Consider the following 25,898-nt stretch of genomic DNA (forward strand, 5'->3'; position numbering starts at 1 on the left):
GCCATGGCTCTTGCCCGCAACCGGCGCCGTGAACGCACGGTGGATTATTGGCCGGGCTTCGTTGACGCGCTGTCGACGCTGCTCATCTCAATCATGTTCCTGCTGACGGTCTTCGTCGTCGGGCAGTTCATCCTCAGCCGCGAGATCACCGGACGCGATGAGGTGCTCAGTCGCCTCAACAGCCAGATCAACGAGCTGACGCAGCTTCTTGCGCTCGAAAAGGGCAGCAATCAGGACCTCCAGGATTCGGTCGCCAATCTTCAGGCCTCGCTTGCCAGCGCCGAGGGCGATCGATCGCGGCTGCAGGCGCTGCTGAATGCCGGGTCCGGCGGGCAGGACGCGGCGCAGAAGCGAATCGGCGCGATGACGCAGGAGCTTGACGAGCAGAAGCAGGTCAGCGAGCGGGCGCTGAGCCAGGTGGAGCTGCTGAACCAGCAGATTGCAGCACTTCGCAGCCAGATCGCCGCCGTCGAAGCCGCTCTTCAGGCTTCGGAGGAGAAAGACCGGGTCTCGCAGACCAAGATCGCCGATCTCGGCAGCCGCCTCAACGTTGCGCTCGCCGCGCGCGTGCAGGAGTTGAACCGCTATCGTTCCGACTTTTTCGGGCGCCTGCGCGAGATCCTTTCCGACCGCGAGAATATCCGCATCGTCGGCGACCGCTTCGTCTTCCAGTCGGAAGTGCTGTTTCCCTCGGGCGGCGCCGATCTAAACCCGGAGGGACAGACCGAGATGGGCAAGCTCGCCGCCGCTCTTCTCGATCTCGCCAAGGAAATTCCGCCGGAGATCAACTGGGTGCTGCGTGTCGACGGCCACACCGACAATGTGCCGCTGGCCGGGACGGGCCGCTATCGCGACAATTGGGAGCTCTCCTCGGCGCGCGCGATTTCGGTTGTCAAGTTCCTGATTGCGCAGGGCGTGCCGGCCGACCGGCTGGTTGCCGCCGGCTTCGGCGAGTTCCAGCCGATTGCGCCCGGCGAAACACCGGATGCGCGCGCCACCAATCGCCGCATCGAGCTGAAGCTGACAGAGAAATAATCAGCGTGGCGTGGCTTGTCGCACCTCCTTCAGCCGGTCGGCGAGAAAATCGCGCACGGCGGGGCTGTCGCTGAGGCCGATCGCCGTCATGTAGGCATCGACTGCTGCGGCATCGTCGCCGGCGCGTGCGAGAAGAAAGGCACGCACGGCCCAATAGGGCTGATAGGCCGCGGCATCGCGCGGATCGAGCCTATTGAGCCGCTCCAGACCGGCGGCGGCGCTCAAGGCCCTGCCGATCACCGCTGCTTCGGCGACACGTGCGCCGAGCGTGTGTTTTATCTTTACCAGCGCCGCGTAGAGCGTTGTCAGCGCCGGCCAGTCGGTCATTCCCGAAACCCGGCGCGTTGCATGCACGGACTGGATCGCAGCATGGCACTGAAAGGGACCGAAACGGTCGAAAGCTCCGGCCTTGCGCAGCAGCGCATCCGCCTCGGCGATCATGATCACGTTCCAGGCCGCCGTATCCTGCTCGTCGAGCGGCACGTATCGGCCATTACGGTCGCGCCGGGCGCTGCGGCGGGCCTCGCAGTGAAGCATCAGCGACAGCAAGCCGATCGCTTCCGGTTCATCAGGCAGCACCGCCAGAAGCGCGCGGCCGAGCCAGATCGCTTCGCCGGCAAGCGAATGGCGCTCCTCCTCGCCGTCGAGACCGTCCCATCCGAGGCCGTAGGCGGCATAGATCGCCGAAAGCACGGCAGCGAGCCGCTCCGGCAGAGCGGAGCGAGGGGGAATGGCGAAGGGAATGCCGGCATCGCGGATCTTCACCTTGGCCCGCACCAGCCGTTGGCTCATCGCCTCCGGTGAAACGACGAAGGCCCGTGCTATGGTTTTCGCCTCGATGCCGAGAACCGTCTGCAGCATCAGCGCCGTATGCACGGAGCTGTCGATGGCGGGATGGGTGCAGGCGAAGAGCAGCTTCAGCCGCTCATCGGGAAAGACGGCTTTGCCGGCCTCGTTCATGCGTTCCTCCGCCTCCTCGAAGGCGACGGTTATCGTCGTCTGCGCGTTGGCCGCGACGGTGCGGTGGCGGGCCGCCTGCATCAGGTTGCGGCGTGCGGCCACCAGCAGCCAGGCTTCCGGCTTGTCGGGAACGCCGCGCTCCGGCCAGACGCGAAGGGCCGACGCCAGCGCTTCCGACAATGCGTCTTCCGCCGCCGGCACGTCACGCGAGCGGGCGGCCAGAAAAGCGATTAGCTTGCCGTAGGACTGACGCGCCACCTGTTCGGCGGCGCGTCCCGCATCGGGCGGCATCGCCGTTTCACATTTGCAGGCGCGGACGCACCTCGACCGAACCCCTGTCGGAGATCGGAACGCGTGTTGCCCATTCGAGCGCGGTGTCCATGTTGGGGACTTCGATCAGATAGAAACCGCCGAGCTGTTCCTTGCCTTCCGGATATGGGCCGTCCTGAACGTCGTGATCCTCGCCTTTGCGGCGCACGATCGTACCGGTCTCCGGTGCCGTCAGCCCGGCTCCGCCGGTCATGATCCCTGCCTGGGCAAGCGCCTTGCTGTAGGCGACCCAGCCGTCGCGATAGGCGGGATCGCTGCGGTTGGCGAAATCCTCGGCGGCTTCGCGAATGATGAGAGCATATTGCATGGGAAACTCCTGATCTCTTTGTGGCGTTGATCCGGGCATCGCCATATCGGGAATATTCCGAAAGCCGTGACGCCCGGTGGAGCGGTTCAGCCGTTCCGAGACAATGAGGCGCGACCAGCGGTCATTTCGACATGGTTTTCAAGAAATCTGCAAAAAAGAAAAATGGCGCGGAGATCACAAGGAAACAGGCCGGGCGCGAGGTGCCGCATCGCTCATCGGCGCGCGGAGAGGCAGGGCGGCGCTTTACGCCGCCGCCGCCATTTTGCTCAGGCCTCGGCCTTCGTCTGGTCGACGACGTCAGCGCTTGGCGTGTTCTTCTTGATCGATTCGATGGCACTCATGGCGGACGCCTTCGCCTTGTAGCCTTCGGAAAGGAACATGGTTTCCCCGTTCGATGCCTTGAAGCGGAAGCGGAACTCGCCGGCCTTATCCTTATAAACTTCGAATTTATACATTGGATGTCTCCCGAAACGCTGAATTGCAACCATCAGCGTTAGGGAGGCTAGATCAAAATGGCGAGCTTTTCCACTGCCTTAATTAGAATTGGATGCTCGGCGTCCAATTGTCGCCGTTCCCAGGGACGCAACCGGAGGGGTCTGCGCCGCCGACGTCATTCCATCTGGATGTTCGCGCCCTTGACCACCGGTCCCCATTTGGCGAGCTCGGCCTTGACATGGGCGGCGAGTTCATCCGGCGTCGAGCCGACGATGGTGGCGCTGAATTCTTTCATCCGTTCGGCAACGGCCGGGTCTTTAAGCGCTTTGTTGGCCGAGGCGTTGAGACGCATCACCACCTCGTTCGGCGTCTTGGCCGGGGCGAAAAGCGCATTCCAGGTATAGGTCTCGTAACCCGGTATGCCTGACTCGGCGACCGTCGGCACATCGGGGAAGGAGGGCGCGCGCGCGGCCGTGGTCACCGCCAGCGCCCGCAAAGTGCCGGCCTTGATATGGCTCGATGACGAGGGCAGGTTGTCGAACATGATCGGCACCTGATTGCCGATGACGTCATTCAAGGCCGGGCCAGCGCCCTTATAGGGAATATGCTGCATGCTGACGCCGGCCATGGATTTGAAAAGTTCGCCGGACAGATGCAGCGGCGTGCCGTTGCCAGACGAGGCATAGCTGTATTTGTCGGGCTCGGCCTTCAGCAGCGCGATCAGCTCCGGCACGGTCTTTGCCGGCAATTCCGGATTGACGACCAGCACGTTCGGCACGACGACGAGCAGCGAGACCGGCGCGAAATCCTTCTCGGGATCATAGGGGGTCGATTTGAGGATCAGCGGATTGAGCGCGTGGGTCGCGACAGTGCCCATCAGAATCGTGTAGCCGTCGGGTTCGGCGCGGGCGACGTTACCGGCGCCGAGATTGCCGCCGGCACCGGCGACGTTCTGAACGATCACCTGCTGGCCCAGATCCTCCGACATCTTCTGCGCGACGATGCGCGCAACGACATCGGTCGAGCCACCGGCCGCAAACGGCACGACCATGGTGATCGCGCGATCGGGAAAATCGGCAGCAGCGGCGGATGCGCCTGATGCAAAGGCCGCAAGCATACCGAAGCCGAGCGCAAGGCTCGCACGTCGCGTCATATCGAAAGGCGCCATTCCTATCTCCTCCCAAGAATCTCAACAGCGATATCCCCACCCCGGGGCATGAAGAGGGTAGGGCGGAAGACGCGAATGACAACCGTGGGCTGGCGCGTGAGGGGTCAGACTTTAGTCGCGGAGAAGCGGATGGCCGCCTATTTCGCGGCGGCGAGCACATCCTCGTTGGCGGCATCGAATTGCAGCCGCGCCAATCGTGCATAGATGCCGCCGTGGCGGATCAGGCTCTGATGGGTGCCTTCCTCGACGACGCGGCCCTGATCCATCACGAGGATGCGGTCGGCCTTCAATACGGTTGCCAGGCGATGGGCGATGACGAGCGTCGTGCGGCCGTCGACAAGGCCGTCGAGCGCCTTTTGCACCAGGGTCTCGCTTTCCGCATCCAGCGCCGACGTGGCCTCGTCGAGCAGCAGCACGGGCGCGTTCTTCAGGATGGCACGAGCGATGGCGATGCGTTGGCGCTGGCCGCCGGAGAGCGTAATGCCGCGTTCGCCGACCTCGGTCTCATAACCCTGATCCAGCCGCGTGATGAACTCGTCGGCCTGGGCGGCAAGGGCTGCGGCGCGGACCTCGTCTCGCGAGGCTCCGGGACGACCGAAGGCGATGTTGTCATAGATCGAGGCGGCAAAGATAGTGACATCCTGCGGCACGATGGCTATGCGCCGGCGCAGTTCTTCGGGGGTCGTCAGCTGCGCGTCGACACCATCGATCGTCACGCTGCCTTGTTGCGGATCGTAGAAACGCAGAAGCAGCGAAAAGACGGTGCTCTTGCCGGCGCCGGAAGGGCCGACAATGGCAACGGTCTCGCCCGGCGCAATGGTCAAGCTCAAGCCATGCAGCGCCGATTTGCCGGGGCGCGAGGGATAGGCAAAATGCACGTCGGAAAATTCGACGCGGCCAAGGCCGGGCGAAGGAAGAACCTGCGGATGGTCGGGGGCGGCGATCGGCGAGACTTCGTCGAGAAGCTCGGTCAGCCGGTCGGCGGCGCCGGCTGCCTGCGAGAGTTCGCTCCAGACCTCCGACAAGGCGCCTAGCGAACCGGCAGAGATGACGGCATAGAGCAGGAACTGGCCCAGCGTGCCGGCCGAAAGCGTGCCGGCAAGCACGTTGTGGGCGCCGACCCAGAGCACGGCGACGACGCTGCCGAAGATCAGCGTGATGGCGATCCCGGTCAGCAGCGCGCGCGAGCGGATGGCGGCACGGGCCGCTTCATAGGCGGATTCAACGGCGCTGCCGTAGCGTGTCGCTGCGGCATCCTCGCCGTTGAAGGCCTGGACGGTGCGGGTCGCGGCGATCGTCTCGTTGGCGAAGGCGGAGGCATTGGCGAGCGTATCCTGGGCGGCGCGGGAGCGCTTGCGCACCGAGCGGCCGAAAGCGACGAGCGGGAAGACGATCAGCGGGATCGCCCCGATGACGAGGCTCGAAAGCTTCGGCGAGGTGACGATCATCATACCCATCGCGCCGATACAGAGGATGAGGTTTCTGAGCGCCACCGAGGCCGTGGCGCCAACGGCGGATTTAATCTGCGTTGTATCGGCGGTCAGGCGCGAGACGATCTCGCCGGACTGGTTGACGTCGAAGAAGGATGGCGACAGCCTTGTCACATGAGAAAAGACATCGCGGCGAAGATCGGCGACAATGCGCTCGCCGATGGTGATGACAAAATAATAGCGCAGTGCGCTTGCGACAGCGAGCACGACGGCCATGATCATCAGCATGGCGAAGTAGCTGTTGATGAAGCGGCCGTCGGACTGGGTGAAGCCGTGGTCAATCATGCGACGCACGGCGAGCGGCAGCGCCAGCGACGTGATGGCGGCAAGCGCCAGCGACGTCAGCGCACCGGCCACCAGGCCGCGATAACGCATGACGTAGGGCATCAGCCTACCGAGCGGCCGTAGCGACCGCCTTTTGTTTTCCTCAGCCCGTGCCTGCTCTGCCAAATTGTCTCCGATCGCCCTCAGGCCCCGCGCAATGCGGCCTGTTGGCTCTTGTTATCTAGGCGCCCTTCATGTATAGGCACGCCATCCTAATGGGAAGCCGTAGCCATCACGACTGCGGCTTCATTTATTCAATCGGTTCGGTGGCCGCAACTGCATGCGGCAAATTGAACTCTGGTATCGCAGGAAGATTGTTATGAAGGCAGGCATCCATCCCGACTATCACATGATCAAGGTGGTCATGACCGATGGCACCGAATACGAAACCCGTTCGACCTGGGGTTCGGAAGGCGCTGTCATGAACCTCGAAATCGATTCCAAGTCGCACCCGGCCTGGACCGGCGGCAACCAGCAGCTCATGGACCGCGGCGGCCGCGTTTCCAAGTTTAACAAGCGTTTCGGCGGCCTCGGCCTCTAATCCCTTCTGCTCGATGGAATTCGAAAAGAGCCCGGTTTTGCCGGGCTTTTTTGCGTTGTCGGGAAGGGGCGTTTTCAGGCAAAGAAAAACCGGCCGCGTCGGACGCGGCCGGTTTGTATGGAATTCCCGCAGATCTGGTCAGTTGTTGCCGAAGGCGGTCTGCAGCAGGGAAAGCTGGGCCTGGACGCTGTTTTGATTGTCGTGAACGATCACGGCTTCGGACGGGCGGTAGATCTCGCGATCGAGCAAAGCGATACGGTTCTGCAGACGCAGCGAGCGCTCGACGAGGTCGCGGAAGGATTCCGGCAGGTCGCCCCAGCCGGGCGCGGCGCGGTCGACGTTGAAGCCGTCGAGGCGAACCTTGTTCTTCTCGGCCAGCACCTGGTCACGGGACATTTCGCCATTGTTGACGGCGCGCTGCAGCAGCAGCCAGGAGGCCATCTGCATTAGACGGGTGGTGAGACGCATCGATTCTGCGGCGTAGAGAACCGAGGCCATCCGCGGCAGAACCTTGGACGCGGCGCGGCCCTGGCCGTCGAGATAGGCGGCGGTCTCTTCGACCAGCGACATGCCTTCCGCATAAAGTGCCTTGAACTGCGAGGATGCAGCGGCGCGACCTGCAAAACTGATCGTGTTCAATCCAACTTCCGACATCGCAATAGTCCCTGTTGCACGCAGCTACATATGTTCAGGTAACGCGGGCACCGACGGAAAAGTTTCCGAGCCCGGTCTTTATGACTTTAAGATGGTATCATTAGCCCAAATGCGCAAGCCGTTTCTTAAGAAAGGGTTAATCTCCACAGTTTCGTGGAGAAGCGCCGGGCACAAGGAAAAAGAAGAGCCGCAAAAGCGGCTCTCAAGGTAAAACAGGGAGAAAAATCAGACCAATTCACCGCTTGGAAAACTGTCTGAGATCCAGAGAAAATCCGGATGAGTACAGTAATATCTTATAAAGCTTAATATTTTATTAACATTGTGCCGAACTAAGACTTGAGGCGGGTTCATTTATCCGCCTATAGCCTTGTTTTTTGGGGTTTATCGGATCACGAGCGGAAGAAACTTTCCGCTGCCTGCCGTCCGGAGGCCTTGCGGGTGGCCTCGGCTTCGAGACGGGCGATCTCCGCCTTCAGCAAATCCACCCGCGCCTTTAACTCATCCACCGAAAGCATGGAGAGATCGGAACCGATCTCGTGGGCTATCTTCTTCTGCGGCCGGTCGTCATCGATGAAGCTCATGGGTTCTCCTCCATTACTGCCTGGAGCATCATGCCGAAAGGTACGGAATCGGAATTTAGGCCGATCCGGGCTAAATTCATCCTTTAGTCCCTTGTTTTACGCAGATCGTTATCCCGGAACCGCTGCACAGCTCCGGGCGACATGCATTAGCCGAACTTTACAGCAGGATCGCCGCTTTCGGGAGATTTGCCAGTTTCAGCCGCTTTGCCTGCGCCGCGATCGGCAAGCGACATGCTCTGCGGCGTCAGCATCGGCGAGGTGCCGGTCGGGATCGTCGTATAGGCGTCGCGATCGCTGGCCGGGACGGCGGCGCGGATGCGGCTCCGGATAATGGCGTAAACGGTGATCAGCACGTGAGCGACGGCGGTGACGAGGAAAAGCGCATGCGGGGTAATCACCGACATGACGGGGCCGCCGATCGTCGGGCCGATCACCGTGCCGATGCCGTAGAGCAGCAGCAGGCCACCGGAGACCTTGACGAAATCCTCCGATGCCGCGAAGTCGTTCGCATGGGCGACGGCGATCGGATAGAGCGTATTAGCGACCGCGCCGTAAAGGACAACGAGCCCGATCAGCAAGGCTGGTGACGTCGGGTGGAGTATGAAGATCAGCAAGCCGGCAAGGGCGGCGACGCTGGACATGGCGGCGAGCACATAGCGCCGGTCGATACGATCGGAAAGCCGGCCGGCGGGCAGCTGCATCATGGCGCCGGCGAAGATGGTGGCGCTCATCATGATGGCGATGCTGGTGTCGGAGAGGCCGGCGCCGGCGCCGAAGACGGCGCCGAGCGTGCCATAGGCGCCGTTGGCGATGCCGACGAGCAGGATGCCGAGGCAGGAGACCGGCGAATTGCGATAGAGCGCCGGCAGGTCGAGGCGGACAGCCTTCAGCGGCTGTGGCGAAGCGGCGGTCGAAAGCGTTGTCGGCAGCATGGCGATGCAATAAAAAATGCCGCAGATCATGAACAGCACCGGCGTGCGCACGTCCTCGAGCGGGATCATCATCTGGCCGCCGACGACGCCGAGCAGCGTGATGCCGATATAGAGCGAGAAGATCGCGCCGCGGCTCTCGTTGCTGGCGCGCTCGTTCAGCCAGCTTTCGATGATCATCGAGGTGCCGGCGGTCGAGAAGCCGGTAACGGCGCGCAGAACCACCCACCAGACCGGATGGATGATGATGCCGCTCACCAGGGCGATGATGGCGATGATCGAGATGAAGCCGGAGAAGGCTCTGACATGGCCGACGCGGCGCACCAGTTTCGGCGCCACCAGGCAACCGATGACGAAGCCCCCGGCCCATGAGGTGCCGAGCAGGCCAAGCGTCGTGGTGGCGTAGCCTTCGAGATTGCCGCGGACGGGAAGCAGGATGCCCTGCAGGCCGTTGCCCATGAAAAGGAAGAGCGTGCCAAACAGCAGCGCGGCGACGGACAGAAGGTTTCTCTTCATTTCCCCAGACTCGGTCTCAGTGATATTGGAATGGACATAAGGCATGACCTGCGTCAGCCCAGCCTCAAGATGATTGATTGTGCCCCGGAATATCTTTACGGCGTGCGAAGCACCTGTGTTGGCGCGGAAAAATGTCCGTCCTGTGACATTCCGAAAAATGGAAAAAATAAAGCATGACAAAGCTGATAGCCTTGCTGCTCATCCTTGCCATGGCGATACAGCTGATCAAGCCGCTCGGGCTCCCCGGCCTCAGGCGGCGGACGGATTTCTGGAAGATGGCGCTGATCGCTTTCGGGATCTGGGCAGTTGACCTGCTTTTGCGCGATTTCCTGATGTAGGCCTGTCGTCGGCCTGCGATCGTCAGTCCTGCAGGATGATTTCTCCGCGCATGACGGGAACACAGCTGCCCGAGATGACCACATCGGTGACGGTGCCGCGGAATTTCGAGACATCGAGGGAGATGATACTGCGCCGGCCCATTTCGACGCCTTGTTCGACGGTAATGCGGACGTTCATGTCGGCGTCCAGCGCAAGTGAGACAAGATAGGCGCCAAGCGCAGCTGAAGCGCTGCCGGTTGCCGGGTCCTCGGGCACGTTGTCGAGCGGTGCGAACATCCGGGCGCGAATATGCCACGGATTTTCGGATGTTCTGGCATAGACGAAGAGCGAGAAGTCGTGGCCGCTCGTCGTCTGGCGGCCGGCGGCCGCCTGGAAGCCGGCAAGGTTGGGACGGGCGGCTGCCAACGCTTCAAGCCCGCCCACTTCGGCAATGGCGAAGTTCAGGCCGACCGAGGCAAAGACCGGAGCGTGGGTGGTTGTGACGACGGCGCGAGATTCGAGCGAGACGCAGCGGGCGATGGTTTCCTCGGCGATGGTATTGCCGACCGTCAGCGGCTGCGGCGCGCGGATGGCTGTTGCCGCGACCCTTCCGCCGTTGCGTTTCAGGCTGACCTCGACGATGCCGGCCTTTTCCTCGAAGCGCAGTTTCTCGCCGACCGGCTTGCCGAAGATCTCCGCCTGCTGGCCGAGCACATAGGCTGTGCCTACATTCGGATGGCCGGCGAAGGGTACTTCCATCGTCGGGGTGAAGATGCGCACGCGGGCGGAATTTTCAGGATTTTCCGGCGGCAGGACGAAGGTGACTTCGGAGTAGTTGAACTCGGTGGCGATCCTCTGCATCGCCGCATCGCTCAGGCCCCGCGCATCGGAGATGACGGCAAGCGGATTGCCCTCGAAGCGGGTGGAGGTGAAGACATCGACGGTGACGTAGGAGAGGGTGTCCATGGCGGCTCCTGTTGCGGCTGCGGCTATGGATAATCACGATTTTCCGGCGAGGCGAGCCGGTTTCTTGTCGCCGTGACAATGCAAGAAGGGGCGGCAACGATGTGTTGCCGCCCCTTCTTCATCTGAGTTAAGGCTGCCGAAAAATCAGGCGGCCTTTTCCAGGTCCTTCTTCCAGCTGCCCTTGGCGGCGAGGCTGTTCATCTCGGCGCGGTGGGTGAACTCGCGCTGGCCGGCGGCGACGTTCTCAGGCTTGCCGTTCCAGGCCTTGAGCGCGCTGTCCTGCAGGGCGCGGCCATAGGAGAAGGTGACGAGCCAGGGCAGGTCAAAACCATTGATCGCGGAAAGATGCGCGGTCGCTTCTTCCGTGGTCTGGCCGCCGGAAAGGAAGGCGATGCCGGGAACAGCAGACGGAACCGTGCGCTTCAGCACTTGGACAGTGCGCTCGGCAACTTCCTCGACCGAGGCCTTGCGGGCGTTCTTGCCGTCGATGACCATGTTCGGCTTCAGGATCATGCCTTCGAGGCTGACGCGGGCATCGGCCAGTTCTTCAAAAACGACGCGCAGCGTGGCTTCGGTGACTTCGGCGCAGCGGTCGATGTTGTGGTCGCCCGGCTTGCCGTCCATCAGGCATTCCGGCTCGACGATCGGTACGATCTTGGCCTCCTGGCAGAGGGCGGCATAGCGGGCAAGCGCCTGAGCGTTGGCGCGGACCGAGCCGCGGGTCGGCAGCGAAGAGGAGATGGCGATGACGCCGCGCCACTTGGCGAAACGGGCGCCGGCGTCATAATACTTGGCAAGGCGCTCGCCGAGACCATCGAGGCCCTCGGTGATTGTTTCGCCCGGATATTTGGCCATCGGCTTGGCGCCGGTGTCGACCTTGATGCCGGGAATGGAACCGGCCGCGCGGATGATATCGACGAAAGGCGTGCCGTCGGCGGCCTTCTGGAAAAGCGTCTCTTCGAACAGGATGACGCCGGAGATATATTTCTTCATCGCCTCGTCAGAGCGGAAGAGCATCTGGCGGTAATCGCGGCGGCTGCTTTCGGTCGATTCCAGGTTGATCGTATCGAAACGCTTCTTGATGGTGGAGGTCGATTCATCTGCCGCAAGCAGTCCCCGGCCGCCTGCAACCATCTGCACTGCAATGTCTTCCAGTCGTTCGCTCATTCTCGTTCTCTCCACAGCATTAAACATCGGCGGTTTAAGAATATAGGACGGCGATAACAGAAGTTTATAGAGAGGAAAATGGAAGCCTAAGTCACTGAAACGATTGAAATCAATTCAATCGTTTGAAAAAATGGGAATTTTTCCAACGCGTGAGCAAAAGACCGCGAAAGGCTCTTCGCCGCCGCGGTCTATCCACATGTAAAACCTGTCAAATCGGGCTTGCCGCGCCGCGCGCCTTTTGCGGGCGCAAAGGACGCTGCCAACATTTTAAACGGACGCATCGGCCCGATTGTCGGGCCGATGCGTGGGGCAGGTTACCGAGCGGCGTTGAGGACGGCGACGCCGGGAAGCTCTTTGCCTTCCATCCATTCGAGGAAAGCGCCGCCGGCTGTGGAGACATAGGTGAAATCGTCGGCAACGCCGGCGTGGTTCAGCGCAGAAACCGTGTCGCCGCCGCCGGCAACGGAGGTGAGCTTGCCAGCCGCGGTGCGCTCGGCTGCGTATTTCGCGGCGCCGACGGTTGCGGCGTCGAAGGGCTCGATCTCGAAGGCGCCGAGCGGGCCGTTCCAGACAAGGGTCGAAGCGCGCTCGATCCAGGCGCTGATGGCTTGGACGGATTTCGGGCCGACATCGAGTACCATGGCATCGGCGGGAATGGCGTCGATATCGACCGTCTCGTTGGCGGCACCCGCCTTGAACTCGCGGGCAATCACGCCGTCTTCCGGCAGGATGATGGCGCAGCCTGATGTCGCCGCCTCGATCATGATCTGCCTGGCGGTTTCGGCGAGATCATGCTCGCAGAGCGATTTGCCGACATTGGTGCCCCGGGCGGCGATGAAGGTATTGGCCATGCCGCCGCCGATGACCAGCGCATCGACCTTTTTCACTAGGTTCATCAGCAGGTCGATCTTGGTCGAGACCTTGGCGCCGCCGACAATTGCGACCACCGGGCGGGCGGGATCACCCAGGCCCTTTTCCAGCGCCTCCAGCTCGGCCTGCATGGTGCGGCCGGCATAGGCCGGCAGATGGTGTGCAAGCCCCTCGGTGGAGGCATGGGCGCGGTGGGCGGCGGAGAAGGCGTCGTTGACATAGATGTCGCCGTTGGCGGCGAGCGCCTTGGTGAAGTCGGGATCGTTCTTTTCCTCGCCCTTGTGGAAACGGGTGTTTTCCAGCAGCAGGATATCGCCGTCATTCATCGCGGCGACGGCGGAGGCGGCGGCCTCGCCGATGCAGTCGGAGGCCGTCGACACGGCATGATCCAGTACTTCCTCGACGGAAGGGGCGATCAGCGACAGCGACAGTTCAGGCGACGGGCCGTCCTTCGGCCGGCCGAAATGGGCCAGCAGGATTACCTTGGCGCCCTTCTCGGACAGTTCGAGGATCGTCGGCGCCACACGCTCGATGCGCGTCGTATCGGTGACCTTGCCGTCCTTGACCGGGACGTTGAGATCGACGCGGACGAGAACGCGCTTGCCGCGGATGTCGGAAAGATCGTCGAGGGTCTTGAAGGAAGGCATGGGGAGATCCAGTCTTGGTTGGCGGAAATTGCGCCGACCATAGCAAGGATCATTCGAGACGCAAGGCGTTCAACGACCGTTTTCGTGTGTGCCTTCGTCGCGTCCGACCGCTGTTTTCGGAGCGGCTTCGGAGGCCGCCGCTTCTCGCCTCCGGCGCCCCTTCAACCGGTCGCGGATCCGCTCGATAATGTCCTTGAGATTAATGAAGATCGGCAGCGTGATGGCCGGTTCGACGGCTTCGAGTGACATGCCGACGGAGGCGACATGGTCGTGCTCATCGAGATCGCGGACGATCAGGATGATCGAGCCGAGACGGACGCGGTCGGCATAATCGGCCTTGCCGCCGAGGCGCTGCCGCATCAATTCGGCGATGGTCAGGCCTTTTTCGGATTCGTTTAGCAGGCCGGGACCGTAGGCGGCATCGAGATCGGCGGCGGGGCGGGCGGGCGAGAGCGCGAAGGCGCCGAAGAATTCGGCATCGTCTTCATCGACAGGCGCACGGCTGGCGAAGAGCCGGTCGAGAAGGCGGGAGTAGCTCGGCACGATGAAGAGATAGACGAGATCGTTCTCGCGCAGCCGCCCGGCATATTGATAGCGCATCGATTTTCCGTCGCGGATGACGAGCGAAGGTGTGGCCCAGCGCGGAATGCGCTCACCGCGCAGCACCGGACTATCCTTGATGACGCGGTAGGAGAGCAGTTCGTGATTGGCAGCACCCGGCAAGTCGACCTCGACCTTGTCGACCGCGCCGATGCGGGGCGGAATGATCAGGCCGAGCTTCTTGGCGACGGGTTTGATCGTCCAGCCCTGGACGAGCAGTGAGACCAGCACGATGATGAAGGCCGTGTTGAAATAGATCTGGCCGTTTTCCAATCCGCCGAGGATCGGCATGATGGCAAGCAGAATGGAGACGGCGCCGCGCAGGCCGACCCAGGCAACGAAGCCGATTTCCTGCTGCGTGTAATCGAAGGGGAGCAGCGACAGCCAGATCGCCAGCGGCCGGGCGACGAAGATCAGGAAGAGGGCAAGCAGAATGGCCGGCACGATGATCACCGGGAATTGCGACGGCGTGGCGAGCAGGCCGAGCACCAGGAACATGATGATCTGCGCCAGCCAGGTCATGCCGTCCTGGAAGCGCTTGATGGTGCCGATCGCCTGCATCTTGCGGTTTCCGGCGTAAATGCCGGCGACATAGACGGCGAGGAAGCCGCTGCCGCCGACGGCGCCGGTGAAGGAGAAGACGAGAAGAGCGAGCGCGAGCACGAAGATCGGCGTCAGACCGCGATCGGTGTCGAGCTTGCTGACGATCAGCACGATCATCATGCCGCCGAGCAGGCCGAGAATGACGCCGAGGCCCATCTGCTGGACGAACATGGCGAGCATGCCGATATTGATGCCGGCGTAGCGCTCGCCGCTTGCCAGCACCTCGACAAGGGCGATGGTCAGGAAAATCGCCATCGGGTCGTTGGTGCCGGATTCGACTTCCAGAGTCGAGCGCACCTTGTCGCGGATGTTGATGCCGCCGATGCGCAGCAGGAAGAAGACGGCGGCGGCGTCCGTCGAGGCGACGATCGAGCCGAGCAGCAGACCTTCCAGCCAGGTGAAGTTCAAGAGCCACATGGCGGCGAAGGCAAAGAGCGAGGCGGTAATCAGCACGCCGACCGAGGCGAGCGCCAGCGAGGGCACGGCCGCGAGCCGGAAGGCATGCATCGGCGTGCCGAAGCCGGAATCAAACAGGATGACGGCGAGCGCGATGGAGCCGAGAATATAGGCGAGGTAATTGTTGCTGAACTCGATGCCGAGGCCGTCGACGCCGGCGGCAAGCCCGATCATCAGGAAAAGCAGCAGCAGCGGGGCGCCGAACCGGAAGGCGAGCAGGCTTGAAAAAGCGGCAAGAAGCACGAGCGCCGTCGAGACCAGCACCACGATATAGAACGCTTCCATGCCCACCCCTTTCCATCGACTGCTTCACGAATACGGCCACCCGGCCGATCCGTCTTCATCCAACCCCTCCACACGCGCGGCGGCCCATCAGTAAACGGCAAAACGCCAGAGAAGGGTAGGCCTTGCGGCTTAACCTCGTCGCGATGCTGCATCATGCTGCTGAACGGCTGCCGGACGGCTAACCGCCACGGAATGCTACGGGAGAAATTCTCTACAAAGAATGTATAAGAAAATCAGGCGAGAGCAGGGCAAAAAAGACAGGCACGGATTTTTCCTGCCGGTCCGCCGCCGCTCCGCTATCCCAATACTGCCTGAAGGATGATGATGGCGAGAAATGCGAGGCCGATGAACGCGGCAACCCAGATGACCAGACGATTAGCCTTTGCCAGCACGGCGGGTCTGACGTCCCGCTTGGGGTGAAACCGTTGCCGCCGTTTGAGGGTGGTGGGGGACAAGCGTTTTTGTGCCTCTGCCATTTATCGCCTCCACTTGGATCATTTCAGCCATTGTGCAGCGCTGGGCCTGTCCTCATTCTATCACGCCTGGCGAGCGGATTGCCAATCCGCGATTGATCCTTGCCTGCGAGCGGCAACGCCACACCGAAGCCGTCGCTTCGATGTGGCTTCAAAGGCCGGTGTCAGTCTTCGCTGTCCTCGCCCTCGTCGGTCAGATCCGCGACCGGCACAAGGAAAACGACGAACTCGTCCTCGATTGTTCTTTCGGGGTCGTCGTCGAATTCATAGGCATGCTCAACTTCGCTTGCCTCTTCGGCGGTCGCCTTGCGCAGGCTCAGCGCGGCCTTGCGGTCCCACAGGGGTTTACCCTCGGACTCCAGGATGGTCAGGTCGTCGCGAAAGTCTTCCGCCTCGAAGAAATGCGTCGCATCCTCGCTATTTTCGGAGCGAAAGCTGGCAACGGCGCGGCCGGCGATTTCTACGGTAAAATAATCCATCCATCTCTCTCATATTGGCGACAGCGCTGCCGCACGGTATTGGCGTTCCGCGCCTGGCCGGTGGCCGATGCGGCGCGAGGAACTGGGCATTGTGGAATGTCCAGGTGAGTTATTCTAACAGATCTCGTCCCGGCCATGAGCGAAAAGATACCAGTCCGGGGTAGACTGGTTTCGTTTGCGACATGGCAACAAAAAACGGCCCGGTTTCCCGGGCCGCTTGTCTGTCGATGCTTTAACAGCGCTCAGATGAGCTTGGCGAAAGCAACGGCCGTGTCGGACATGCGGCTGGAGAAGCCCCACTCGTTGTCGTACCAGGACAGGACGCGCACGAAGTTGCCTTCCATGACCTTGGTCTGATCGCTTGCGAAGATCGAGGAGTGGTTGTCGTGGTTGAAGTCGCGCGAGACGAGCGGTTCGTCGGTGTAGCCGAGGATGCCCTTCAGCTTGCCGTTTGCAGCCGCCTGGATGGCTTCGTTGATTTCGCCGACGCTGGTCGCCTTCTTGGCGACGAACTTGAAGTCGACGACCGAAACGTTCGGGGTCGGAACGCGGATCGAGGTGCCGTCGAGCTTGCCCTTCAGATGCGGCAGAACGAGGCCGACGGCCTTGGCAGCGCCGGTCGAGGTCGGGATCATCGAGAGGGCGGCGGCGCGGGCGCGATACAGGTCCTTGTGCATCGTGTCGAGCGTCGGCTGGTCGCCGGTGTAGGAGTGAATGGTCGTCATGAAGCCATGGTCGATGCCGACGGCGTCATCGAGCACCTTCACGACCGGCACCAGGCAGTTGGTGGTGCAGGAGGCGTTGGAGATGACCATGTGCTCCTTGGTGAGCTGGTCATGGTTGACGCCGAAGACGACTGTCAGGTCGGCACCGTCTGCAGGCGCCGAAACGATGACGCGCTTGGCGCCGGCCGTCAGGTGAGCGGCGGCCTTGTCGCGCGCCGTGAAGATGCCGGTGCATTCCATCGCGATGTCGACGCCGAGTTCGCGGTGCGGAAGCGTTGCCGGATCCTTGATCGCGGTGACCTTGATCGGCTTGCCGTTGCCGACGATGATCGTGTCACCCTCGACCTTTACGGTTGCAGGGAAACGGCCGTGGATCGAGTCGTAGCGCAGCAGATGGGCGTTGGTCTCGACCGGACCGAGATCGTTGATGGCGACGACTTCGATGTCGGTGCGGCCGGATTCGACGATAGCGCGGAGAACGTTGCGGCCGATGCGGCCGAAACCGTTGATGGCAACCTTGACTGTCATGTTCGTTCACTCCCGATAGAATAGAGCCCGATAGAAAGGGCCTGGAATTGAGGAGATGGAGAGCGCCTCAAGGCGCCCTCATTAAAGCTTTGCTTCCGCGGCCGCAACGACGGCGTCGGCAGTGATGCCGAAATGCTTGTAAACGTCCTTTACCGGGCCGGAAGCGCCGAAGCCCTTCATGCCGACGAAAGTGCCTTCCGGTCCGATGAAAGCATCCCAGCCTTCGCGGACGGCGGCTTCGACGGCGATCTTGATCGGCGAGTTGCCAAGGATTTCCTTGCGGTAGGCGTCCGGCTGCTCGAAGAACAGTTCCGTGCAGGGAACCGATACGACGCGCACCGTGACACCCTTGGCTTCAAGGGCTGCGCGGGCGGCAACGGCGATTTCGACTTCCGAGCCGGAGGCGAAGATCGTCACCTTGGCGTCGGCATTGCCGGCCAGCGTATAAGCGCCCTGTTCGCAGAGGTTCTTTTCGCTGTATTCGGTGCGGACCGGGCTAAGGTTCTGGCGTGTCAGCGCAAGGCCCGAAGGACGATTGTGCGTCTTGACGGCGATCTGCCAGCATTCCGCCGTTTCCGTGGCGTCGGCCGGACGGAAGACCATCAGGTTCGGGATGGCGCGCAGACCGGCGAGCTGTTCGACTGGCTGGTGCGTCGGACCGTCTTCGCCGACGCCGATCGAGTCATGCGTCAGGACGTGAATGACGCGGATGCCCATCAGCGCAGCGAGGCGGATCGGCGGGCGGCAATAATCCGAGAAGATCAGGAAGCCGCCGCTATAGGGAATGAGGCCGCCATGCAGCGCAATGCCGTTCATGGCAGAAGCCATGCCGTGCTCGCGGATGCCCCAATGCATGTAACGGCCGGCGAAATCCGTCGGCGTGATCGAATGCATCTGGCTGGTCTTGGTGTTGTTCGACGGCGTCAGGTCGGCCGAGCCGCCGAGCGTTTCCGGCAGGAAGCCGTTGATGACCTCGAGCGCGTCTTCCGAAGCCTTGCGGGTGGCAACCGTCGGCTTGGTCTCGGCGAGCTTCTTCTTGTAGGTGCTGATCGCGGCATCGAAGCCTTCCGGCAGCTCGCCTGCCATACGACGGGTGAACTCGGCCTTGGCCGGAGCCTTGGCCAGACCCTGTTCCCAGGCGTTGACGAGATCGACGGAGCGGGCGCCGGCTGCACGCCAGCTGTCCAGGACGTCCGACGGGATGACGAAAGCTTCGGATTCCCAGTTCAGCGCCTTGCGGGTGGCGGCGATTTCCTCGGCGCCGAGCGGGTTGCCGTGGACCTTATGGGTGCCCTGCTTGTTGGGCGCGCCGAAGCCGATGATCGTCTTGCAGGCGATGAAGGTCGGTCGGTCGGACTTGTGGGCGGCTTCGATCGCGGCGGCGATGGCGGCCTGATCGTGACCGTCGATCTCGATCGTGTTCCAGTGAACGGCCTTGAAACGGGCGATCTGATCGGTGGAATCCGACAGAGACACGGCGCCGTCGATGGTAATCGAGTTGTTGTCCCAGAACAGAACGAGCTTGTTGAGCTTCAGGTGGCCGGCGAGCGCGATGGCTTCGTGGCTGATGCCCTCCATCAGGCAGCCGTCGCCGCAGATCGCATAGGTATAGTGATCCTGAAGATCGGAACCGAACTCCTCGCGCAGCTTGCGTTCGGCAATCGCCATGCCGACGGAATTGGCAATGCCCTGGCCGAGCGGGCCGGTCGTCGTTTCGATGCCGGTGGCGTGACCATATTCCGGATGGCCGGCGGTCTTCGAGCCGAGCTGGCGGAACTGCTTCAGATCCTCGATCGTCATGTCGGGATAGCCAGTCAGATACAGCAGCGAATAGAGCAGCATCGAGCCGTGGCCGGCCGAGAGCACGAAGCGATCGCGGTTCGGCCAATGCGGCTTCTTCGGATCGAACTTCAGATATTTGGTGAACAGGACCGTCGCCACATCGGCCATGCCCATCGGCATGCCCGGATGGCCGGAGTTTGCCTTTTCGACGGCGTCCATGGCGAGGAAACGGATCGCATTCGCCATCCGGTCATGTTGTTCGGGAGAGGTCATGGCTTTTCCGCAAGTTCCGGGTGTCGGGGGATGGCCTAGAGCCTCCAAGACCATCGAGTGAAAGCGGCAGACACATAGCAGTTGGCGCTAGCAAGTCAACAAATGGGACACCAAATCCGGGCGGGTCGCCGCGATTTTTGACATTTGATCGCGCGATTGTACAAAAGACAAATCTTGCTGGGCGAGGATCTCTAAACCGCTCATCCACAAGATAGGCCGGTGGGCAAGTGACAGGATTTATTGACGGGCCGTCGGCGAGCTGCATATCCTTTTTGAAATCGCAGGACCGGCGCGGCGTGCCGATTCGCGTATCCTGCGCGGGAATCGGGAAGGCATGATGCCCACAGGCAAAACCATGGAAGCAGCGCTCAACGAATTGAGACAGGCGATTTCGAGTCTCGAAAACGCCGTCGACATGCGCGTCGAGCGGGAGCGCGAGCAGGGCGAGATCGAGGGCGAGGTGCGGCGCGTGCACGCCGATCGCTCCCGGTTGGCGCAGGAGCTCGATCGGGCCGAATTCCGCGCCAACCGGCTTGAGGAAGTCAACCGCGAGGTATCGCGGCGGCTGGTGACAGCCATGGAAACGATCCGGGCGGTTCTGGATCGCTAGAACAGGATGGTTTCAGGCCAGGTTGGCCCAAAATCTAGATCCTGTTCTCATTGAAAGAGTTAGAGCATGACGTCGTCCGAAAGCCGCTCACACTTTTCGGCATCATGCTCTTATAGAAAGAGTTTGGCATGGCGCAGGTGACGGTAACGATCGACGGCAAAGCCTATCGCATGGCCTGCGAGGAAGGGCAGGAGGATCACCTGACCGATCTCGCCACCCGTTTCGACCGCTATGTCGGCCATCTCAAGGGGCAGTTCGGGGAAATCGGCGACCTCAGGATTACGGTCATGGCCGGTATCATGATCATGGACGAGATTGCCGAGCTGACGCGCCGCGTCACCGGGCTGGAATCCGAACTCGAATCATTGCGCGGCAACCGCGACACGGTGCTTGCCGCTACCGCCCGCACCGAGGAGAACCTCGCGGCAGCGCTCAGCGAGGTTTCATCCCGCATTCGCGGCATCACCGACAAGCTGAACGGCCGGCCAGCCCCCGAACTCAATTGATCTTCAATTAAATAAGGACGACTTGCAGCCGCCACTGGCGCGTCGGCGCAAACGACCTTATATATCGGATGCGGTCTGCGCCTCTCGACAGGAACCACAATCCCTGGGGCCATACTCGATCCAAAGGGAGCTGTCCCTGGCCAGGCCCGTGGGCCTGGACACACGGCGCCCACCTACGTTTGTAGGCACCCAGGATCGTAAACATCCATCGGTTGCCGTGGATCGCACTTTCCCTTTGATCTTCAGCGAAGACGCCGGACCAAGCGGGCGAAGGCGGCTACAGCGCGGCGCGTCTTTCTAGACGCGCAAAGGACGCTGTAGCACTTTGAATGGCCGTCCGCCCTTCGTCGAGTGCGGCTACTTCCTCAAGCCGGGAAGGGTGACCTGGAAGATCTGGAACATGGTGTCGACGTCGGCGCCGCCCTCCGCCTTGTAGGCTGCGCCCACCTGGAAACCATCCTGCGTCAGGAAGTCGTTGTCATTGGCGACAAGCAGGAAATAGTCGTCCGGCAGGTTCGGATCGAGAACGCTCGCAAGACCCATGGCTTCCCATTTTTCCGACAGGTTGTTCTTGTCGTTCGGTGCGCCATTGTGCAGGCCGAAGCGGGCAAGCTCGGCCTTGTCGTTGATGTCGATGAAAGGCGTCAGCGTCGCCGGCGTCAGCGAAGGATCGACGACGCCCTTCGGCGCGATCGGCTTGCCGGCATCGAAATCGCTGCCGGCGATATCGGTCGCAGTGGAGAGATCGACGATGTTGATCTTGCGGTAGAGCGAGGTGTCGCCCTTCAGGCCCTGACCGTTGCCGCTGTCTCGGGCAAGCATCAGGAAGGTCTTGTCGGAAAGAGCGACGATTTCGCTTTCTGCCGCGATCACCGTCTTGTCCTTGGCATCTTTGAAGACCGGCAGCGGCACGACATATTCGTGCACCAGCTTCAGGTGATCGGGATCGGCGGCGTCATAGATCATGGCGCGGGTATTCTGGCGGGTCGAGCCGGAATCGCCGCCATCCTGGCGGGCTGCCGACTGCAGCACTGCTATGATGAATTTGCCGTCCGGCGTCATCGCCATGCCTTCAAGGCCCTGGTTGTTCTGGCGGCCGGTCTCCGGGTCCTTCGGATCCGGAGCGGATGCGCCGGGGCCGGGATTGTTGGAGGCGAAGCTCAGCGCGCCCTTGCGCATCGGCAACAGCGCCTTCGGCGGCTGGGTAGCCGAGAGCAGGTGACCGTCGGCTGCGAAGCGATAGATATAGGGGCCGTATTCGTCGCTGACGAACATGCTTCCGTCGGTCATGCGGATGATGGCTTCATTGTCGAGCGCGATCTTGCCGTTTACAGCCCGCGGCAGCGTCGGAAAGTCGCCGGCGGCGGCGCGGACGCCGGATTCCGGGTCGAGGCCGGTCATGTCGCCGCCCTTGTCATCGACAAACAGGGTGGAATCGACAAGTTTCGCATCGACCCCGGATTGCTCCTTGCCGTTCTCTGGCGCCGCACCCGGAGCGGTCGGTGTCAGGCCGATCGCAATGGTGTTCAGGCGCGGCCGATAGTCGACGGTGCCGACGGCGTTGTAACCGCGGTCGGGCAACAGGTAGAGCGTGCCCTTGTAACCGGCGCCATCGCGGCTCCAGGCGGCGGAATCGATCGCCATGCCGGAGCCGGAGCCGAAGGTTTCGCCGAATTTGTCGCGCTGATTGGCCGGGATGCGGCCGATGCCGACCAGGCCCTTGTTGACGAAGGTAAGGCTGCCGAGGGTGGCGGAATTCTCCGCGCTTGCTGCGGCCGGAATGGCGGCGGATGCCGCGAGAACCGCAGCAAACAGCCGCGATGCGTATGATCTGACGTTGTTCATGAAATACCCTCTCGGTCAAAGCGTTCCTGCAGCGGTTTCCGCCCGCAGGCTGGACACCGCTTCAAATGACACCCTCGGCCTTGGGATCGATCCGCAGACAGAACACGTCCTGGATCTCGTCCCCCATATCCCCGGCTAACTGTCTAGGATGGGATCGTGATATCTGGATGACGCTCCTACAGCGCCGCGCGTCTGAAAGGACGCGCTAAGGACGTTGTAGCACTTTTGAAGTGCTGCATGATTTTATCTTTAAATCGGTTCCGATTGAAGGAATTATGCGGGAGAGCCTGCAATTCAGGCCGTTGCCTGATCGACCGGATAAGGTCCTTCGGTGAAGACCTCGTCGTGGTAGCCCTTCGAGCCGACATCGAGCGCCAGCGGGCTGCGCCATTCCCTTTTGTCGCTGAGGCAATCGAGCACGAAACGAAAATCATAGCGCGGCTGCCAGCCGAGTTCCCGCCTCGCGCGGGCGTTGACATAGACGCGACCGAGGCTAGGGAACATCTTCCAGCCGCGCTCGGCATAGAGCGTACCCGCACCTGGAAACAACCGCTCGACGGCGGCAGGCGCGTCGCGCCTGATCTCGGCGAGATCGTCCGACGAAAATGGCGTCGTGGCCGAGATGATGTAGCGGCCGAAGCCGATTGCCGGTGCCTTATCGAGCGCCAGCAGATGGGCGCCGGCCACATCGGCGATGTCGACGCGGCGGTGAAGAAGCTCGTTGGCTTGTGCATTCTCTGTCGAATAGCCGCCGCGAATATCAGGATCATCGTCGCGTTCGGGGAAGAAACGCGAGGTCCTGAGAATGACGACCGGCAGGCGGGATTTGCGGGCGAAGAGTTCGCACAGGCCTTCGGCAGCGAGTTTCGTCACGCCGTAGATGTTTTTGGCAACCGGCAGTACCTCCTCGGTGATCCATGCGGCCGGCTGGCCCGCGGCCGGCGTCAATGCCGCACCGAAGGTGCTGGTGGTGCTGGTGAAGACGAAGCTTGCAACGTCCGCGGCGATCGCCTCTTCGAGCAGGTTCAGCGTGCCGCCGACATTGGTGTCTAGGAAATCGCAATTTCCATGGGTCGCCACATGCGGCTTGTGCAGGGTCGCGGCATGGACGACGTGGCGGATGTCCGACATCGCCTGTCTGACAAAAGCACGATCGCCGATCGAGCCGACCATGTCGGTGAAAGCCGACGGCTTGACATCGATGCCGCGCGCCGGCCGGCCTTCACCTCTCAGGCTACGCATCAGCGCCTCGCCGAGATGGCCAGCGCTTCCCGTCACCAGTATCGTCATCGCACCGCCTCTTCAGTGTTTCGGCGCCGGAGGCTATAAAGGCCGGGATTGCCAGGCAACGCATAAATTATGCATGGGGGTGCAGGAAAGCTGCAGGCCGGATCATTGTTCCGGCTGGCCTTCGAGATCGTTTTTCAACCGGTCGAGGATCGATAGAGCGTGTCCGGCATAGGCGCTGATCCAGCGGTCATGGATGTGCTTGATCGGCAGGCTGTTCAGGTGGTTCCAGCGTTCGCGGCCCTCCTTCTTGGCGATGACCAGATCGGCCTCTTCCAGCACTTTCAGATGCTGCATCACGGTGCAGCGGTCCATCTGCGGAAACATTTCGCAAAGCGCCCCCGTCGTGCGGGGGCCATCCTTGAGCAGGTCGAGAATTTCGCGCCGGCGATGATGCGCCAGCGCCTTGAAAACGGGGTCGTCGGTCGATTCGCTTGACATGTTATATTTTTATAACATAATGACGCCGAGTACAATGGAAACTCACACAATGGAGAAGAGGAGAAGGACCATGTCTCTCGGAATCCGCGTTTCAGGCCGTATCGGCCGACCCGTCGCAGAGGTATTCGACGCTGTCGTCAACCCGAAGAAGCTCAGCAGCTATTTCACCACGATCGGCGGGGCGAGCGCGCCGCTGGTCAAGGGCACCACTGTGACCTGGTGGAAGGACGCCCAGGTGGAGGTGGTCGAACTCGTGCCGGAAAGTCGCATCGTGCTCAGCTGGGATGGCGGCACGGGCGACGACAAGAAGACCTATAAGACGTCGGTGGAGATGAACTTCAAGCCGCTCGAAGATGGCGGCACGCTGGTGACCATCGCCGAGAGCGGCTGGCGTGAGGACGATGCCGGCCGGCGCGGCACCTATCTCAACTGTGAAGGCTGGACGCAGATGCTCTGCTGCATGAAGGCTTTCGTCGAATACGGCATCAATCTGCGCGAGGGCATGTTCCTCAGCGAAATGAAGGGAGAGCCGGCCAGCGCGCCGGACGCCTGACCGGCAAGTCGGCTTCAAGGAGATCGGCGGCGTAATCGTCGCATTCGCCAAGAGGAGCGAGAGTTCGCTTGCCTGTCACACTGCGGGTGCTAGTTTCCGGAATCGACACTTCATCTCGATTTCCAGGAGATTTCATTATGCAGCTTGGCATGGTTGGTTTGGGCCGCATGGGCAATTACATGGTCCAGCGCCTGATGCGGGGCGGTCACGAATGCGTCGTCTACGACGCCAGGCCGGAAAGCGTTGCCGAACTCGCAGGCCTCGGTGCGACCGGCAGTGCTTCGCTCGAAGAGTTCGTCTCGAAGCTCTCGCATCCGCGGGCGATCTGGCTGATGCTGCCGGCGGCGATCGTCGACAAGGTGCTCGCGAACCTGGTGCCGCTGCTTGAGAATGGCGACATCGTCATCGACGGCGGCAATTCCTATTACCACGACGATATCCGCCGCGGCGCCGACCTTATCACCAAGGGCATCCACTATGTCGATGTCGGCACCAGTGGCGGCGTGTTCGGCCTGGAGCGCGGCTACTGCCTGATGATCGGCGGCGAGAAGGGCACCGTTCAGCACCTTTCGCCGATTTTCGCAACACTGGCGCCCGGCGCCGGCACAACGGAAGCCTCGCCGAACCGCACCGCCGAAGCGGCTGCGGCGAGCACCGCCGAACAGGGCTACCTGCATTGCGGCCCGCATGGCGCCGGCCATTTCGTCAAGATGGTGCACAACGGCATCGAATACGGTCTCATGGCCGCCTATGCCGAGGGCATCAACATCCTGAAACATGCCAATATCGGAGCAGCCTCGCATGAGGCTGATGCGGAAACCGCGCCGCTCGCCCATCCTGAACATTTTCAATACGACTTCAATCTGCAGGACGTCGCCGAAGTCTGGCGCCGCGGCAGCGTCATCACCTCCTGGCTGCTCGATCTGACGGCCGATGCACTGCATGCCGATCCGGCGCTGGCGAAATATGCCGGGCGTGTCTCCGATAGCGGCGAAGGCCGCTGGACGATCATGGCGGCAATCGACGAAAGCGTGCCGACGCCGGTGCTGAGTGCCGCACTCTACGGCCGCTTCTCCTCGCGCGATAACGACGAATTCGCCAATAAGGTTCTGTCGGCGATGCGGGCGGGCTTTGGCGGCCACGTGGAAAAGCCGGCTCCGAAATCCTGAAGGCCAGAGGCTTTCGGCGCCTTCCAGACCAGGAAAGGCTCTAGC

26 protein-coding genes and 1 other RNA gene are annotated in these 25,898 nt (G+C 61.9%); 8 read left to right on the forward strand and 19 right to left on the reverse strand.

Annotation, left to right across the window (positions count from 1 at the left end):
- Nucleotides 1-3: 3 nt before the first annotated feature.
- On the forward strand, nucleotides 4-1,035 hold the full coding sequence (locus OS035_RS15785; protein ID WP_003590279.1) for a peptidoglycan -binding protein: 1,032 nt from the start codon (nucleotides 4-6) through the stop codon (nucleotides 1,033-1,035).
- On the opposite strand, the gene OS035_RS15790 is transcribed toward OS035_RS15785, so the two are convergent.
- The 5 genes from OS035_RS15790 to OS035_RS15810 form a co-directional block, all read right to left on the reverse strand.
- On the reverse strand, nucleotides 1,036-2,286 hold the full coding sequence (locus OS035_RS15790; protein WP_183854976.1) for an RNA polymerase sigma factor: 1,251 nt from the start codon (nucleotides 2,284-2,286) through the stop codon (nucleotides 1,036-1,038). It lies immediately after the preceding gene.
- Nucleotides 2,287-2,293: 7 nt separating this feature from the next.
- Nucleotides 2,294-2,632 carry a YciI family protein gene (locus OS035_RS15795; RefSeq protein WP_097629208.1) on the reverse strand — a complete coding sequence of 113 codons (339 nt, stop codon included), beginning with the start codon at nucleotides 2,630-2,632 and terminating at the stop codon, nucleotides 2,294-2,296.
- 266 nt (nucleotides 2,633-2,898) lie between these two features.
- Nucleotides 2,899-3,087, reverse strand: a complete 189-nt coding sequence (locus tag OS035_RS15800) for a YegP family protein (RefSeq protein ID WP_003566419.1) — start codon at nucleotides 3,085-3,087, stop codon at nucleotides 2,899-2,901.
- A 155-nt stretch (nucleotides 3,088-3,242) separates the two neighbouring features.
- Nucleotides 3,243-4,235 (reverse strand): Bug family tripartite tricarboxylate transporter substrate binding protein, encoded by a 993-nt coding sequence (locus OS035_RS15805; RefSeq protein ID WP_097629209.1) that lies wholly within the window; start codon nucleotides 4,233-4,235, stop codon nucleotides 3,243-3,245.
- Nucleotides 4,236-4,372: 137 nt separating this feature from the next.
- Nucleotides 4,373-6,175, reverse strand: a complete 1,803-nt coding sequence (locus OS035_RS15810; RefSeq protein WP_183854978.1) for an ABC transporter transmembrane domain-containing protein — start codon at nucleotides 6,173-6,175, stop codon at nucleotides 4,373-4,375.
- A gap of 193 nt (nucleotides 6,176-6,368) precedes the next feature.
- Here OS035_RS15810 and rpmE point away from each other — a divergent pair, with 193 nt between their 5' ends.
- Entirely contained in the window at nucleotides 6,369-6,590 is a 222-nt protein-coding gene (rpmE, locus tag OS035_RS15815) for a 50S ribosomal protein L31 (RefSeq protein ID WP_003566413.1), read from the forward strand.
- 138 nt (nucleotides 6,591-6,728) lie between these two features.
- On the opposite strand, the gene rcdA is transcribed toward rpmE, so the two are convergent.
- From rcdA to OS035_RS15830, 3 genes are all read right to left on the reverse strand, one after another.
- Complete coding sequence (rcdA, locus tag OS035_RS15820; protein ID WP_003542804.1) at nucleotides 6,729-7,244, reverse strand: protease adaptor protein RcdA; 516 nt, start codon at nucleotides 7,242-7,244, stop codon at nucleotides 6,729-6,731.
- A 389-nt stretch (nucleotides 7,245-7,633) separates the two neighbouring features.
- Nucleotides 7,634-7,825, reverse strand: coding sequence for a DUF1192 domain-containing protein (locus OS035_RS15825; RefSeq protein WP_183854980.1), 192 nt, complete (start codon nucleotides 7,823-7,825; stop codon nucleotides 7,634-7,636).
- A gap of 146 nt (nucleotides 7,826-7,971) precedes the next feature.
- Entirely contained in the window at nucleotides 7,972-9,270 is a 1,299-nt protein-coding gene (locus OS035_RS15830; protein WP_183854982.1) for an MFS transporter, read from the reverse strand.
- 173 nt (nucleotides 9,271-9,443) lie between these two features.
- Here OS035_RS15830 and OS035_RS15835 point away from each other — a divergent pair, with 173 nt between their 5' ends.
- The gene (locus tag OS035_RS15835) at nucleotides 9,444-9,608 is read left to right on the forward strand and encodes a hypothetical protein (RefSeq protein WP_183778669.1); all 165 of its coding nucleotides are present in this window, start codon (nucleotides 9,444-9,446) and stop codon (nucleotides 9,606-9,608) included.
- Nucleotides 9,609-9,630: 22 nt separating this feature from the next.
- Here OS035_RS15835 and OS035_RS15840 read toward each other — a convergent pair whose 3' ends face one another.
- The 8 genes from OS035_RS15840 to tkt form a co-directional block, all read right to left on the reverse strand.
- Nucleotides 9,631-10,554 carry a PhzF family phenazine biosynthesis protein gene (locus tag OS035_RS15840; protein ID WP_183854984.1) on the reverse strand — a complete coding sequence of 308 codons (924 nt, stop codon included), beginning with the start codon at nucleotides 10,552-10,554 and terminating at the stop codon, nucleotides 9,631-9,633.
- 144 nt (nucleotides 10,555-10,698) lie between these two features.
- Nucleotides 10,699-11,721 (reverse strand): class I fructose-bisphosphate aldolase, encoded by a 1,023-nt coding sequence (locus tag OS035_RS15845; RefSeq protein WP_331813859.1) that lies wholly within the window; start codon nucleotides 11,719-11,721, stop codon nucleotides 10,699-10,701.
- Nucleotides 11,722-12,035: 314 nt separating this feature from the next.
- Entirely contained in the window at nucleotides 12,036-13,238 is a 1,203-nt protein-coding gene (locus OS035_RS15850) for a phosphoglycerate kinase (RefSeq protein ID WP_183778672.1), read from the reverse strand.
- Between the two features lie 69 nt (nucleotides 13,239-13,307).
- Entirely contained in the window at nucleotides 13,308-15,182 is a 1,875-nt protein-coding gene (locus OS035_RS15855; RefSeq protein ID WP_097629217.1) for a potassium/proton antiporter, read from the reverse strand.
- 296 nt (nucleotides 15,183-15,478) lie between these two features.
- On the reverse strand, nucleotides 15,479-15,658 hold the full coding sequence (locus OS035_RS15860; RefSeq protein ID WP_183854986.1) for a hypothetical protein: 180 nt from the start codon (nucleotides 15,656-15,658) through the stop codon (nucleotides 15,479-15,481).
- Between the two features lie 161 nt (nucleotides 15,659-15,819).
- On the reverse strand, nucleotides 15,820-16,134 hold the full coding sequence (locus OS035_RS15865; protein WP_183854988.1) for a hypothetical protein: 315 nt from the start codon (nucleotides 16,132-16,134) through the stop codon (nucleotides 15,820-15,822).
- Nucleotides 16,135-16,376: 242 nt separating this feature from the next.
- Entirely contained in the window at nucleotides 16,377-17,387 is a 1,011-nt protein-coding gene (gene gap, locus OS035_RS15870) for a type I glyceraldehyde-3-phosphate dehydrogenase (protein ID WP_097629294.1), read from the reverse strand.
- 81 nt (nucleotides 17,388-17,468) lie between these two features.
- Nucleotides 17,469-19,442 (reverse strand): transketolase, encoded by a 1,974-nt coding sequence (tkt, locus tag OS035_RS15875; RefSeq protein ID WP_097629219.1) that lies wholly within the window; start codon nucleotides 19,440-19,442, stop codon nucleotides 17,469-17,471.
- 334 nt (nucleotides 19,443-19,776) lie between these two features.
- Here tkt and OS035_RS15880 point away from each other — a divergent pair, with 334 nt between their 5' ends.
- The 3 genes from OS035_RS15880 to ssrS all read left to right on the forward strand — a co-directional run bounded on the left by OS035_RS15880 (nucleotide 19,777) and on the right by ssrS (nucleotide 20,786).
- Nucleotides 19,777-20,052, forward strand: coding sequence for a DUF4164 domain-containing protein (locus OS035_RS15880; RefSeq protein WP_331813860.1), 276 nt, complete (start codon nucleotides 19,777-19,779; stop codon nucleotides 20,050-20,052).
- Nucleotides 20,053-20,180: 128 nt separating this feature from the next.
- Nucleotides 20,181-20,558 (forward strand): cell division protein ZapA, encoded by a 378-nt coding sequence (locus tag OS035_RS15885; RefSeq protein ID WP_003590299.1) that lies wholly within the window; start codon nucleotides 20,181-20,183, stop codon nucleotides 20,556-20,558.
- 69 nt (nucleotides 20,559-20,627) lie between these two features.
- Nucleotides 20,628-20,786: non-coding RNA, 6S RNA (ssrS, locus tag OS035_RS15890), on the forward strand.
- A 129-nt stretch (nucleotides 20,787-20,915) separates the two neighbouring features.
- Here the strand turns inward: ssrS and OS035_RS15895 are convergent.
- From OS035_RS15895 to OS035_RS15905, 3 genes are all read right to left on the reverse strand, one after another.
- Nucleotides 20,916-22,403, reverse strand: coding sequence for an esterase-like activity of phytase family protein (locus OS035_RS15895; protein ID WP_331813861.1), 1,488 nt, complete (start codon nucleotides 22,401-22,403; stop codon nucleotides 20,916-20,918).
- Nucleotides 22,404-22,697: 294 nt separating this feature from the next.
- Entirely contained in the window at nucleotides 22,698-23,693 is a 996-nt protein-coding gene (locus OS035_RS15900) for an NAD-dependent epimerase/dehydratase family protein (protein WP_331813862.1), read from the reverse strand.
- Nucleotides 23,694-23,795: 102 nt separating this feature from the next.
- The gene (locus OS035_RS15905; RefSeq protein ID WP_331813863.1) at nucleotides 23,796-24,131 is read right to left on the reverse strand and encodes an ArsR/SmtB family transcription factor; all 336 of its coding nucleotides are present in this window, start codon (nucleotides 24,129-24,131) and stop codon (nucleotides 23,796-23,798) included.
- A 70-nt stretch (nucleotides 24,132-24,201) separates the two neighbouring features.
- On the opposite strand from OS035_RS15905, the gene OS035_RS15910 reads away from it, so the two are divergent.
- Together OS035_RS15910 and gnd are read left to right on the forward strand one after the other, a co-directional pair.
- Nucleotides 24,202-24,684, forward strand: a complete 483-nt coding sequence (locus tag OS035_RS15910; RefSeq protein WP_097629223.1) for an SRPBCC domain-containing protein — start codon at nucleotides 24,202-24,204, stop codon at nucleotides 24,682-24,684.
- 137 nt (nucleotides 24,685-24,821) lie between these two features.
- On the forward strand, nucleotides 24,822-25,853 hold the full coding sequence (gnd, locus tag OS035_RS15915) for a phosphogluconate dehydrogenase (NAD(+)-dependent, decarboxylating) (RefSeq protein WP_097629224.1): 1,032 nt from the start codon (nucleotides 24,822-24,824) through the stop codon (nucleotides 25,851-25,853).
- The last annotated feature ends 45 nt before the right edge of the window (nucleotides 25,854-25,898 follow it).

Origin of the sequence: Rhizobium sp. 268, assembly GCF_036571585.1 — a bacterium.
GTDB classification, from domain to species: Bacteria; Pseudomonadota; Alphaproteobacteria; order Rhizobiales; family Rhizobiaceae; genus Rhizobium; species Rhizobium redzepovicii.